This window comes from Paenibacillus sp. 2TAB23 (assembly GCF_052115165.1).
Taxonomy (GTDB): Bacteria; Bacillota; Bacilli; order Paenibacillales; family Paenibacillaceae; genus Pristimantibacillus.
This window is the reverse complement of the sequence record NZ_JBFRGD010000038.1, coordinates 24,753-38,622: the sequence shown is the minus strand read 5'-3', so window position 1 is coordinate 38,622 and position 13,870 is coordinate 24,753. Positions and strand designations below refer to the sequence as shown.

Sequence of the window (13,870 nt, the reverse complement as noted above, 5' to 3'; positions counted from 1 at the left end):
GTCGGCAATCGCTCGCGCGGCGTTGATCGCTGCCTGCAAAGTGCTGCGATCGCTCGCCGACGCTTGTCCTACACCTGTGCCTTCGGGATGGTCCGCCAGCATCTCGGTTGCATCCGCCAACAAGTTTTCCAGATACGTCGTATCTCCTGCCGGAATAATTGCGACTTCGAACGTAGCAATTGCCGCTTCCAAATCGGCGACGGCATCATCCAACTGACCCTGAGTTTGGTTCTCCGCATCGTCGGCGATCGCCTGCGCGGCGTTGATCGCTGCCTGTAAAGCGCTGCGATCGTTCGCCGACGCTTGCCCGACGTTTGTACCTTCGAGATGGTTCGCCAGCGTCTGGGTCGCATCCGCCAACAAGTCTTCCAGATACGTCGTATCCCCTGCCGGAATAATTGCGACTTCGAACGTAGCAATTGCCGCTTCCAGATCGGCGACGGCATCATCCAACTGACCCTGAGTTTGATTCAGCGCATCGTCGGCGATCGCCTGCGCGGCGTTGATCGCTGCCTGTAAAGCGCTGCGATCGCTCGCCGACGCTTGTCCGACGTTTGCGCCTTCGGGATTGTCCGCCAGCATCTCGGTTGCATCCGCCAACAAGTTTTCCAAATTCGTCGCAATTCCTGCCGGAATAATCGCGGCTTCGAACGTAGCCATTGCCGCTTCCAAATCGGCGACGGCATCATCCAACTCACCCTGAGTTTGGTTCCCCGCATCGTCGGCGATCGCTTGCGCGGCGTTGATCGCTGCCTGCAAAGCGCTGCGATCGTTCGCTGGCGCTTGTCCTACGCCTGTGCCTTCGGGATGGTCCGTCAATGCCTGCTCAGCATTCGTCAACCGCGTATTGAGCATCGATATATTGCCAACGGGCACGATGGCTTGCTGGAATGTAGTGATCGCCGCATTCAATACGCTTGTTGCCGCATCCAACTGACTTTGCGTGTAGTCGCCCGCGTTATCTCGAATTTGCTGTGCCGTATCGATAGCTGTTTCCAGCGCGTCGCGATCGCCACTTGACGTCTGCCCTACTCCGGTGCCGTGCGGATGATCCGTCATCGCTTGTTCCGCAACTGTAATCGCTGCACCAAGCGCAGTCGGATTGCCGGGTCCGATGATCGCGGCATTGAAGGCTTGAATCGCTGAACTTAACGAGATGACGGCATCATCGAACTGACTGTGCGAGTATTGGCTAGCGTTCTGGAGAATCTGCTGCGCCGTATTGATCGCCATCTGCAACGCAATGCGCGTTCCTGTCGACGTTTGCCCCACGTTTGCGCCTTGCGGATGATCCGTCATCGCCTGCTGCGCATTCGCTAGCGTATCGCCGAGCGCTGTCGGATCTCCAGCCGGTATAATCGCAGCCATGAACGTATCCATCGCCGCATCTAACTCAGCGACTGCGACGTCCAGTTCATCCTGCCGATAAATGCCGGCCTGATTAAAGATTTGCCGCGCCGCGTCGATCGCGGTCTGTAGTGCGCTGCGATTGCCCTCCGATGTTTGTCCCGCGTTCGTGCCTGCTGTATGATCGGAGAATGCCTGCCCCGCTTCAGTCAGCGCCGTCCCCAATGCCGCAGGATTGCCCGCCGGGATAATTTGCCCCTCGAATGCCGAGATCGCCGCGGTCAACGGGATTGCGGCGGCGACCAAGTCGGAGGCGACGGTCGCGTTCCCGATTCCATAGATATATGCGGTGGCGGCGTCATACGCCGCGGTCAAATCGATATAAGCATTGGCTGGCACTTGTCCTACGGCGGTACCCGGCAAGTAGTTTTTCAAAGATGCCTTAGCATTCGCGACCGCTTGAAACAACGCCGTTCCGTCAACAAACGTGTGACCGTTATTCGCTGCATAAGTAGCTGCAGGAGAATTCGCGATTCCGAATAGTTTGAGATTCCCCGGATTGCTAGAAAAGACGCCTGTCCCAAAAGATGTCCCTGCGCCTAACACCGTTACGCTGGTCAAGCTGTTATTATAGAATGAGGAACTGGCGACATTCGTTACACCGGCCGGGATGACCAATTTCGTAATGTGATTGGTGTCGAAAGCCCCGCCATTAATCGTCTTCAAATTTTCCGATAATTTAATCGATGTCAAACTATTCATATAAAAAGAATAGTTACCAATAGTCGTCACACTGTCCGGAAAAACGACGGTTGTAAGCGGATTGTTCTCGAAGGCGCTGGAGCCGATCGTTAACAAGTTGTCCGGAAGGTCTAATGAAGTGAGTCTAGTATAACGGAAGGCATACGTTTGAATCTCCTTCACGCTATTCGGAATAACGACGCCCGTAATTTGGGGTTTGCCCGTCCCATTGGTATCGAACGCCGATCTTCCAATCGAAGTTACCGCCACCCCCGATAACGTGGCGGGAATGACCACGTTCAAATCCGTACCCGAGTAACCTGTAACGGTGGCGCCATTGCTGCTCGTGGTGAAAGCAAATTCATCATCGGCCGCGTGCGCGATTTGAATCTGCGATAATGAAGTCCCGATCGCTAATAATGCAATCAATAGGCATAATAATGATTTTCTCATGTTTTTACTCCTTTACGATGAGGCTTGTCGAATGAATGGGTACCACATTTCATTATAGAGACGGCCAATAAATAAATAATGAAAGAATGAGCCGAATCCGTGCAGTATCAAGCTCTGCGAGGTTTTAAAGTTTTTTTGAAGTCGGTATACAAATCATGTAGGTTTATCTGTAAGGGATAGTGGAGAGTCTCACATGGATAATTCCAATAATCCGCCCTCTAAATAGCAAACGGCAGTTCATCATTTGATGAACTGCCGTTGTGTCCTTATTGAGTTAAAGTTCTCCGTTAGGATCCGAGCGTTATATCTCCAAATAAAACTGCCCAACACTTCAAAGTTACTTAGCTGGCTTTCCGCCACGCTCTACTGTCCATAGCTGAATAGCCTGCCAGGTGACGCCTGCAAGCTGATTGTTTAAGTGACATCTCCCGTTAGCGCATTTAGGGGCTAAAGAGGAACAAAACTTTATTGTAATGAATCACCTGATCCCAAGTTGCAGGATTCCACCATTTAATACGATGAGTATAAGAAGCGCTCCGAATATCTAGAAAAACACAATACAATAAATAGACGTAGGCCCTTTCTTTGAAAGTCTCCGTCCTCAATCACTCCCCCAACCGCACGGCGGCAGCTCTCTAGTTGTCTTGCTATCGTTCCCCGTTTAGTTTATCTCTGAGGGAGCGTAATGAAGCAACCGATCATTAGCCCTGCTGCCGTCATTGTTAATGGAGCAATTGTACCCAGATAATTGAGTAACACAACGAAATCCAGAAATAATTTAATTTATTATCACTTGCTTAGTGACTAAAAAAAGTACCTTCTAACGAATAGTATTATATAAAACCAAAATGGTAATAGCACCTTATAAAACTATAAACTATTCCCATAATTAGGAGGGGAAAATCTATGACTATCCAACTTGCTGAACGTTTCAATCACTCCGTTCAAAATAATCATAATATACTTTCTATTATGGCAGAAATGGTCGCAACTATAGAGCATGACGCCAAACTCAAAAAAGAAATTCTTTTTAAAGTTGATGAAATCAGTATGGAGATTTCAAAAAAGGATAAACTCTGTTATGACATAGTGAATGCTACTCGTAATAACGGTGACTATTTCAAAGCTAAGATGGTATGGAAACAATTTAGAAATAGAGTCGAGCATGCCCTTGGAGAGCTGAATAAGCGAATTCAAAGGACCAGATACCCTGACGAGTGGAACGAGACATATGAACTCCTAAAGCGTCGAGCAGCTTTACATGATGATGACGTGGAAAGATTAGAGCGGGTTGAGTTTTTGAGCGTATCACCTAACATTTAGATTCTCTCCAAAATTGGCTGCAGTCTTATCGTTAACACTTGTAACACCACATATTGGAACTATCCTGCCCGTTCGTATAGCTTAACAAAGACAGGGAGTAGCTGCCGCAGCAAACTACTCCTTGTTTGTTCAACTAACGAGTCCCGTTAGCATTCCTGTAGAGCGTTAATTAACAGCTTAGCAAAAAAACATGCGCCTCGGTAAGATGGAAGTACGTAACGGGTCACAGCCTTTAAAATACCATCATCCAGGAGGACACTCTACTATAAAGTTTAAATCGCAAGCGAAACTCCCCCTTTCCATCCAGACGTATAAGATTCCTTATTTGAATAAACGCAAGATGCAAAAATAAGCCGGGCGCTAGCGCCCGGCTCACAGTCAGATCTATTTCAAATCGGCAAACAGCTTTTTGTATTTACTGTAATGACCGTTTACACGATCGATCATATAATTGTACTCTAGTTGGTTTTCAGCCAGATTGGCCATCTCTTTGTCAACGTCGACATTATTCCGATTGTTGTTCATAGTCGTGTGGCTGCGTTCAACTATTTTATAGGGAATGACCCCCAACTCAGAGGTTTGCGGGAGATGTCTCTCGTTGGTCCGGTTGATCTTTAATTTGTCTCCGTTCCCCGCGGTAATCATCTTCTCCAATTCTTCCTCGAACGCGACGCTTTTCACTTTGTATCCCGGCGTGTCGGCATTCGCAAGATTCCCTGTAATCAGCTTATGTCTTAACTCCAGAATATGAAGCAAAGATTCGTTACGGATCGAATTTTTGGATACGAACATGTCTCATCTCCTCAATGAATAAGTCAACGAATTTGCACATCATAAAATGGTACGCTCCAATTGGACAGACGTTTCAAAACAAGTAAATGTTGTGCTAAACTGCCTGCTAGCTCAACAAGGCTGCTTGTACATACCGGCAACAGCTTTGCTCTCCGGGGCTGCTGTTTTCACACTGCGTATGCTTTTCTATAGGCGGAAGGATTTATTCCGTTCCATTTCTTAAAGCTTTTACTTAAATGATGCTCATCGGTAAACCCGCATTGCTCAGCTATTTGCGCAAGCGTTAACGAGGAATGAGCGAGCAGCAGCTTCACCTTTTCCATTCTAAGATTGGCTGAATAAGCACTCGGCGTGAGCTTGAATTCTCCTTTAAACAATCTTGTCAGCTGCACCTGGCTGATCCCAAGTTCTCTCGCAATCGACTTGAGCGACCCCCCCACCCCCGAATCGGCTTGCTGCCGAAGCTTATGTATGGCGAGCTGCAGCAGCGGATTCTCGCTATGCAATAAGCCGGATTCCGAATGGAAGCTTTCGACCTGATAAGCGTAGAGCAAATCTCGCAGCAAATGGCTCTTGTACTCGTGCGCGGCACCAGCGTTTATTAACCTCGCCTCCCGAAGCAATGAAAGGGTGGATTGCATTCTTTTATGGTTAAGCAGCCTCAGAATCCCTTGCGGGAAGGACGCTGATCTTGCGTCAACTTCCGCCTCTCCCGCCGTTTTCCAACGAAAGCCCGCAAGATGAAAGGACAAACCGTTCGTCTGTCGATAAAAGGTAAGCTCAGGCGGACACAACACCATATCTCCCTTTGTTGCTCTCTCGCTCAAGCCTCCCATTCGATAATCAAAACTGCCTTCCTCAACGATAAATAGCGCCCAATGGTCGTAGGTATCTTCCGTCTTCTGAAAATGCTTGGCATCCTTTACATAAACATGATAGAGCAGTTCCGGCTCGCTTAACCGCATGCTTGTTATCACCTTCACTTCCACAGAATGAAATTATATACAAGAAAGATGAGAGTTACATACATTATAAGCGAATTAAGAGTCAGCTATAATTAAATTAATTACAAGTAGGAGGAATGAACAATGACGATAGCAGCGCTTGAGTTGAAGGAGCTAATGGAGCAATTCCATGAACAGGGGTACTTGGTTTTACCAAATGTATTGCCGCAGGAAAAAATAAACCGCCTGAATACGGCCATTGATGAAATTATTGCAGAAGAGCCGGAGTCGCTCGCCCATAACATCTACAACAGCATAGCCCGGCATGACGAGCTTGCCTCGCTAATCGATCATGAGGCCATTCTTCCCTTAATCGTTAATCTGCTCGGTTATAATATTCAGCTTCATATTTCCCACTTAACGGTAAGGCAGCCAAATCCGAACGATGTTCAGACTGCCTCCCACAGCTTCATCGATTGGCATCAAGACGGTCCTCATCCAAAGTTTCCATCCATTGCTGGACTGACAGCCACTTATTATATAAAGGTTTGCTACATTCTTAGCGATATGTCTCAGCCAAACCGCGGAAATACGAAGGTTATTCCCGGCAGCCATAAGAAGCCTTATAACCCGAACAACAAGGATGTTCGGCAGCAGCTCGACGGTGAAGTCCAAGTGTGCGGGAAGCCGGGGGATGTGTTTATATTCGCCCAAAATCTATGGCATGCCGGCTCTGCTAACCAATCGTCATTTACGAGAAGGCAGCTGTTTCTCGGCTATAGCCCGATCTGGATGCGGCCAATCGACTATCATCAAGCCGATGAAAGCCTGCTAAAGGACGCCAGCCCCATACGCCGACAATTGCTCGGACAAATCAGCGACAACAAATTCAAATATTATGTGCCTGAAGACAAGATGGTGCCGCTTAAGTCGCTGCTCCTTGACAGTTAATAACGGATATGAAAGGGACCGCTACTCCGCGAAAAGCGAGTAACGGTCCCTTTTGTTTGGCATCCGTGCCAGCGTATCAGAATTTACGTTCTCATATGACTACAAGGATTCATGATACGATTACTCCGATTGACCCGGTGTTGATTCAAGGAGTGGTACCGCAGCTAAAGTTGCCTACTCTATTGGCGTTGGTACCACAGTTGATGTTGGCGTCTCTGCTGGCGATTGCGTGGCAGATGATGTTGGTGTTGACGTCGGCTGCTCCGTTGACAACGGCGTCGGGCTTGGCGCCTCAGTTGACAATGCCGTCGCAGTTGGGCTTGGCGCCTCTGTAGGCATTGGCGTCACAGTCGGCGTCGGATCCGCAGGAGAAGCCGTAGGCTCTATCATCGGTGCTTCTGCCGTTATGACCATAGGCTTGAATAGGCTTGAGCGCTTATTGGAGCCTATACCTCCGCCCCATTCCAGCCAACCCTTGCGCCCATTTCCGTCATTTTCATTAATAAGCAATGACAGGCTGAGTATGCCGTCGCTTGGCATTATCGGCGCGAGCTCCGTCCAAGGGAGCGCTAGCTGGTAGATAGTGTCCTTGCCGATCTCGTCTCTGGTAATTTCCAGCTCGCGATTAGTCACCGTCGTTCCCGCAAGCACGCCGGTCATCGCCATCCATCGATACAGCTCAGGCCCGCTTGGCGTTAACGCCATCCCGTATTCATACCACTCAGGCGCCTCGCCCGGTGTACCTAAGGAAACAGCGAACTGCATGCTGTCCCCGCTCCACATGGCATCCCCAGACTTTGTCTGGGAGAATACATCATCGTGGATTCGCGCGGAGAGATATAAATTGTCGCTGTCATGCGTCAACCACAACATGCCGCTAAGGTCCTCGATGCCGTTATGGGGCACAACTCTGGAATGACCCTCCTCAAAAAGATTAATGCCAGCAAGATCCTCTACATCTTCCAACGAACCGTCAACCTCCAGCGTGCGGTGCACGATTGGATTCATATCTGCCTCAGCGATAAGCTGCAGAGTGCCTGCAACGGTCATCTCAGTACCATCATCCAAATAAGCGGTAAGCTGATGCGGCGTCATCGTTCGCTCCGGCATAGCAGGCAGCGGCAAATCAAGCACATGCTGCGAGAGTCCGGGCAGGACCGTGTCATAGGTGAGCACTTGCGAAGCATCGCCAACCTGCCAATCAATCTGCGTTAAGCGGCGCTCCAGCGGCTTCGTATTATCAATGCTTACCCTTAAGAAGTTGCTGCCGTCCTTCCACACATGCTTGGCTTTAAGATCTTCTGATTGCCGGATCACAACCGTGTTTTTTAAGGCACCTATCTTTTTGCCTCCAACGGCAAGCTCCGCTGTAGCTGTATAGCTTCCCGGAACTCCGATGCCTGGGAAAACAACCGTGTAGGTGCCTGGTGCTGCAACCTGCAATTGCTGAACGGCTCCTTGCAGCTGAATCCGGGCGCTAAGCTGTTTGGCAGCAGACGCTTTGTATACGGACATCGTTACGCTTACCGCATCATCGGTGAAGAACGGCGCGCTTGCAAGCAGATACTTGCTGCTCTTTATGACTTTAGTAATCTTCCCTTTAATGAACAAAGGCTCTTTCGATGCCGTAACGTACACTTCGCCATCCTTCGGGGTGTACGTTGAAGACCGGCCCATCATGTCCGTTACGACGAGCGGCTGCTGTGTTTTTAAAGTGACATGGGTTTCTTCATCCGCTCCTGACCATAAAACATGAATGGACTGGTCGTTCTTCTGAAAGGTGTAGCGGTATATATCATTCGCAATCTCTTGGCTCGCAAGCGTCGCTCCCGTAAGCTGCCTTGCCGCAGTTGCAAAGGCGACATAACCCGGCTTCGGCGTATAAGCACCAAGAGGATCTCCGCTATTGTGTATAATGCCGAAATTATGCTCATTGTATTTTTTATCCGTTCCGTCGTCCATGAGATCGTACCAGAATATCTTTTCTACGCCGGCAGCCATGCCGAGCACATAGGTTCGGATTAAATAGGCCGCTTGCGTGTTCTCATCGACTCCTCGTGGATCAAGCTGCGTCGGCCAGCCGATCTCGGAAAACCAAAGGGGCTTCGTCTGCCCGTTATTATGCTCTCGCACGAGCTGATTGAGCGAAGCGACCTCCGCCAGCAAGCCTTCGGGCTTATCCGGATACCGATAGGGGTGGACGGATAAAGTGTCCATGTATTGAAGACCCCCAAGCTCAAATAAATCCTCCAGCCATTCGCTCGGAATGCCCGCGGTTGCGCCGCCGAGAACGTTCAAATCCGGGCGTACCTCCTTAGCCGCCTCATAGCCTGCTTTCAGCAGCTCATAGTATACTTCCGCACGCGATGCTGCCGGACCATTCCCGCCAAAGCTGGACAGATTGAACTCATTCCACATTTCCCCCCACTTGATCTGGCTGCCGAAGCGGTTCAGCAGCGATTTCGTATAATTCGCGTATGCCGCATGTGCCTCCGGGGAATAAGGAGTTTGGAAGTTATCGTAATATTGGTTGGAGAATGCGAAGGTCATGAGCGGATCGATGCTGTTCTCCAGCAGCCCCTCCATGTATAACGTGAATTTGGGATTATAGCTGTATACGCCTTTCTTCAGCTCGATCTCAGACCAGAACATCGCATCCCGTACGCTTTTGGCACCGGCATATTTAACTAAAGGAATCATCTCGCGGTTCCAGCTATGGGCGAAATGGGTCTGTATGCCAAATGGCGATTGTGCCACAGCAGTCAGGTCAAAAGAAGGCAGCGTAGCAAAGGTTGTTTCGATTGTTTTCCGTATTGCCCCATCTTCATAAGAAGTAAGCTTCAATCGGTAATATCCATTCGCAGGTACCGGTACCTCAAGCCGCAGCTTGCCGCTTGTCACCGGCGTACTGCCGGATGCGGCTGGTTCCCCCCAGGCATCATACGCTTCCCAGTCAATCGTATCGCCGGTCGTCAGTACCTCGAAGATCCCTCTATCCGCCCCCGAGAATACGTTGCCTACTTGGGTTTGTGCAATCGCAAGCTCCGGAGCCGCCGCCTTCACTCGCACATCGTCAAACCAAACGGAACCGCTCTTTAGTCCCGCACGCAGTCCCGCCCTCGCAACCTTCAGTGTCATCTTCTTAAGAGATGGATGCCATGAGCCGTCATTGGCTCCGCCCCAATGTGAATATTCTGCTCCGGTGTTGAATGCATTTACCGTTACCAGCTGCCAGTCCGCCGTCTGCTGCAGCGTGAGCTTCTGCGAGTGGTTCTGATTGGAGCCGTCCATCAATACGAGATAGATGGATGCCGCATCAGTCGTCTTCACCCAGAACGACAAGCTGGTTGCGTCAGCAGGAATTATTCGCTTGGTCAAATACCGCTCCAAGGCAACGTAAGAGCCGCCGCCGTTGAAATCACCGGTAACCTTGGCCGATGAGCTGCCCTTTTTTGCAATCGTGCCGTCCCTAGCAAAGCTGCCCTGCGCGCCTGGAAACTCTGCTCCGAGCAGAAAATCCCATACTTCATCCGTACCTTCATAATCTCCTGCCTGAAGCTCCACTAATGCCCCTTCCGCGCCAGCTGTCGATCTTAGGCCGCCCAGCGCGCCGGAAGCCGTCATGGTTAATGCAAAGACGAGGAATAATGAGATCGCTTTTCTAACAATCATTTTCCATCCATCCTTTGCTATTCAGATCGGCGACTAACCCTTCCCGCAAGCCTAACAACTTCACGCATGCAGGAAGAGCCTCCCCCTCTACTTCAAGTTTTGTTTGTTGCTCTCATACCATTCCTGCACAAGCTTCTCCACATTCTCCCCGCCCAGCCGCTTCCATTCCTTTCTCATATCCGCCATGCCCTCCTGCGGCGACAAAGCGCCTCCGCCCGTTACGATTTTGGCTTCAATCTGCTGGGCGATCGGTGCAAAGGTTGCAATCAGCTGGCTTACCTCGGGCAAATCGGGATTATAGGCGATATCTCTCCGATAGTTATTTTTCATGGCTGTCACAAGCCCATCTGCCTTGAGCTTCGCCTGCTCCTGGGAAATCGGATCCTGAGCCGCCATCACCGAGAACCATTCCGGCTTCGGATCCCATTCGTTCAGAATGGCATACTCTCTTGCATAGAAAACTTCCTTCCGGAATAGGTCTGCATCCGTCTTCTGCGGCACTTCTCCCACTAGCTTATAGTGGACATCCGGATCACCGATCCGCAGCGGCTCCCAGCCCGCCTCCAGCATCCAGTCCAGAAATTGGATGGCAGCCTCTGCTTTGTCTTCTTTCATGCCCGCGTTAAAAGCGATGTACATATTGGCAGGCACTTCCTGATAAAGCCCGTTCCGGCCATAAGAGGAAGCGACTGGCTCTAGCGGAACCACCTTGGCCTCCGGCACATTTTTCTTCAAATCCACGAACTCCGCGCCCATCGTCCATGAGCCTAGATAAATGCCTGATTTGCCTGTCGTCCACAGCTGAAGCGAACGCTGGAAATTAGTGTCTGTAATATATTCCTTGTCAATTAAACCTTCGTCGAACAGCTGCTTCTGAAGAGCCAGCGAATCCGTGTAGCGGTCCAATATGCGGCCAAATGAGAGCTTCCCGTCCTCTAAATACCATTGGTTCTCATTGTTGAAAAAGAAGGCTCTCAGTATTTGTACACCGTTATAGTTAAACGTAATCGGTACCGTATCCGCGCTGCCATTGCCATCCGGGTCGCCTTCCTTGAACTTGCGTGCAACGTCAAGCAGCTCCTCAACAGTCGTAGGCGCCTTCAGGCCCAGCTTATCCAGCCAATCCTGACGAATCATAATGCCGTGATTGGCTACCGTTTCCTGCCCGCGCACGCTGGCGAGCGCGTACATTTTCCCGTTAATCGTCAGGAAAGGCTTCAGCTCTGGGTGCTTCTCCAAATAAGCTTTGTAGGTCGTGCTGTATTTCTCAATATAGCCGTCCACGGGCTGAATAGCGCCCTGCGCCGCCAGCTGGCTAATGTAGCTCCGATCATATTCCCAGATGAGGTCCGGCGCCGCCCCGGATGCGATCAGCGTGTTCAGCTTCTGCTGGACTTGCGTGCGCGGCACCGGAATCCAGTTGACCTTTGCCGGCGCGTTGTCGTTAATCCACCTCGTCCAGCGGTTATTCTCGTAGCTGCCTTCCTCCGCCGCTACTTCGCCCCGGTCCAGTATGGACACGCTAATTTCTTTTTTTGCCGCTGCCGAGGTGTCCTCTCCAGTCTTCTGCGTGCTTGACGGCTCCGCTGGCTCCGAGCTGCCCGTGCAGCCAGCGAGCAAAGCAAGCAGCAAGCTAATAGCGATCACCGTGGTGCCCATCCTTTTCTTTCTCATCCTATGCCCATCCCCTTTGCACCTTTAGCCTTTAGCCTTTAGCCTTTAACCTTTAGCCTTTAACCGATCCGATTAATACGCCTTTGACGAAATGCTTCTGCAGGAACGGATATACGCACAGAATCGGCGTAACGGCAATAATGATTGCCGCCGCTTTGATCCCTTCCGGCGTCAATAAAATATGCTCCGCTCCTTCGCTGCCTCCTGCATGGTTAAGCAGGCTGGCATCCACCTGGTTGATCATCTGATACAGCTTCACCATCAGCGATTGATGCGAGCTTTTGGTAATGTACAGCAGGACCTGAAAATAGGAATTCCACCAGCCAACCGCATAGAACAACGAAAGCGACGCAATTATAGGTTTGCACAGCGGCAGCATAATCTGCGTCAGAATCCGCCAGTCGCCGGCGCCGTCCATAGCTGCCGACTCCTCAATCTCCTCCGGCAAGCCCTCCATGAAGGTTTTCATCACAAAGAGGTTATACGTGCTGACTAAGGCAGGCAGCCACAACGACCAATATGTGTCCATCAAACCGAGCGACTTCACAAGAATAAAGCTAGGAATAATACCCGATACGAACAGCATCGTGAACGTGATGAACAGAAGCAGTCCGCTGCGTCCCATCAGTCTGCGCTTGGAGAGCGGATAAGCCGCAAGAATCGTCATGAGCATATTCAACAAGGTGCCAATAAGCATGATAACAACCGTATTGCGCATAGCAATCAGGATCTGCCCGTCTTCAAACAAGCGATTATAAGCATGCAGATTGAATTCCACCGGCCACAGCAGCACCTCGCCTGCTGTTATCGCCCTGCTGCTGCTAAATGAGGCCGCCAGCTCATACCACAGCGGGAACAGCGCAAGCAACGAGGAGAGGCCTAGAAACAGGTAGAGAAACACGTTTCCTACCCCTACGGCAATCGAATATTGCTTCGCTACCCTTTTCATAATCACCACAGCCCCCTCTCGCCGAATCTGCGGATTAGTTGATTGACAGAGACGACCAGAAAGAAGCCGATTAACGATTGGAACAGCCCAAGCGCAGTCGTATAGCTGTAGTTCATATTTTGCAGCCCGACACGATACACATAGGTGCTGATTACATCCGCGACATCAAGTACCGACTGGTTCTGGAGCACCAAGGTCTGCTCCAAGCCGACATCCATCATATGCCCCATACGGAGAATCAATAATATGGCAATCGTGCTGCGAATGCCTGGCAGCGTGATATGCCAGATCTGCCGCCATTTGCTCGCCCCGTCGATTTTGGCTGCCTCATACAGCTGAGGGTCAATAGACGCCATCGCTGCCAAATACAAAATGGTGCCCCACCCTGCCTCGCGCCAAATGCCGGACATTGTGTAAACGACTGGCCACCACGCCGAGTCAGCCATAAAATAAACTGGCTCTATGCCGAAAGCCTGCTTTAGAATCAGATTAGCAATACCTGTGCTCGGCGATAAAACAGCAATGACGATACCGCCAAGCACGACCCAAGAGATGAAATGCGGCAAATACAGCAGGTTCTGCACCGTTCTTTTATACCATTCCTTGCGCACCTCATTAAGCAGCAGAGCAAGCAGGATCGGCACCGGAAATCCGAAGACAAGGCTGTACACGTTCAGCAGCAGCGTATTACGCAGCACCCGCCAGAAATCCACGCTTTGAAACAGCATGTGGAAATGCCTAAAGCCTACCCAATCGCTTCCCCAAATCCCGTCCGCAAACCGATAATTCTTGAACGCAATGATTTCCCCCGCCATCGGAGCATATTTAAAGAGAATATAAAACAAGATAATCGGCAGGAGCATGAAGTACAAATGCCTATCCCGTTTAAGCCGAATCCAGATCGTCTTCCCCCCCTTATCCTCCGTTTACGCTTCGATCGTATCCGACATGGAGGGAGGTTGAAAATAGACATGTTCTGTGCCTAGTGTCTTTTGCTGCGAAAAGCCGGGTCTCTTTTTCTGAA

At 50.4% G+C, this 13,870-nt stretch carries 9 protein-coding genes; 2 read left to right on the top strand and 7 right to left on the bottom strand.

Features of this window, described 5'->3' with window-relative positions; genetic code table 11:
* On the bottom strand, positions 1 to 2,541 hold a 2,541-nt coding region (locus tag AB4Z29_RS30935; protein WP_441946742.1), incomplete at its 3' end, for a leucine-rich repeat domain-containing protein.
* Between the two features lie 906 nt (positions 2,542 to 3,447).
* Here AB4Z29_RS30935 and AB4Z29_RS30930 point away from each other — a divergent pair.
* Positions 3,448 to 3,864, top strand: a complete 417-nt coding sequence (locus AB4Z29_RS30930; RefSeq protein ID WP_441946741.1) for a hypothetical protein — start codon at positions 3,448 to 3,450, stop codon at positions 3,862 to 3,864.
* A gap of 384 nt (positions 3,865 to 4,248) precedes the next feature.
* Here AB4Z29_RS30930 and flgB read toward each other — a convergent pair whose 3' ends face one another.
* Together flgB and AB4Z29_RS30920 are read right to left on the bottom strand one after the other, a co-directional pair.
* Positions 4,249 to 4,656, bottom strand: coding sequence for a flagellar basal body rod protein FlgB (flgB, locus tag AB4Z29_RS30925; protein WP_441946740.1), 408 nt, complete (start codon positions 4,654 to 4,656; stop codon positions 4,249 to 4,251).
* A gap of 167 nt (positions 4,657 to 4,823) precedes the next feature.
* Entirely contained in the window at positions 4,824 to 5,621 is a 798-nt protein-coding gene (locus AB4Z29_RS30920) for a helix-turn-helix domain-containing protein (RefSeq protein ID WP_441946739.1), read from the bottom strand.
* A gap of 123 nt (positions 5,622 to 5,744) precedes the next feature.
* Between AB4Z29_RS30920 and AB4Z29_RS30915 the strand changes: the two genes are divergently transcribed.
* Complete coding sequence (locus tag AB4Z29_RS30915; RefSeq protein WP_441946738.1) at positions 5,745 to 6,551, top strand: phytanoyl-CoA dioxygenase family protein; 807 nt, start codon at positions 5,745 to 5,747, stop codon at positions 6,549 to 6,551.
* 174 nt (positions 6,552 to 6,725) lie between these two features.
* Here AB4Z29_RS30915 and AB4Z29_RS30910 read toward each other — a convergent pair whose 3' ends face one another.
* The 4 genes from AB4Z29_RS30910 to AB4Z29_RS30895 form a co-directional block, all read right to left on the bottom strand.
* Complete coding sequence (locus AB4Z29_RS30910) at positions 6,726 to 10,223, bottom strand: hypothetical protein (RefSeq protein ID WP_441946737.1); 3,498 nt, start codon at positions 10,221 to 10,223, stop codon at positions 6,726 to 6,728.
* Positions 10,224 to 10,310: 87 nt separating this feature from the next.
* Positions 10,311 to 11,897, bottom strand: coding sequence for an extracellular solute-binding protein (locus AB4Z29_RS30905; protein ID WP_441946736.1), 1,587 nt, complete (start codon positions 11,895 to 11,897; stop codon positions 10,311 to 10,313).
* A 52-nt stretch (positions 11,898 to 11,949) separates the two neighbouring features.
* Positions 11,950 to 12,846: a carbohydrate ABC transporter permease gene (locus tag AB4Z29_RS30900; protein ID WP_441946735.1), complete on the bottom strand. Its 897-nt coding sequence runs from the start codon at positions 12,844 to 12,846 to the stop codon at positions 11,950 to 11,952.
* Positions 12,847 to 12,848: 2 nt separating this feature from the next.
* On the bottom strand, positions 12,849 to 13,709 hold the full coding sequence (locus tag AB4Z29_RS30895; protein WP_441946744.1) for an ABC transporter permease: 861 nt from the start codon (positions 13,707 to 13,709) through the stop codon (positions 12,849 to 12,851).
* Between the last annotated feature and the right edge of the window lie 161 nt (positions 13,710 to 13,870).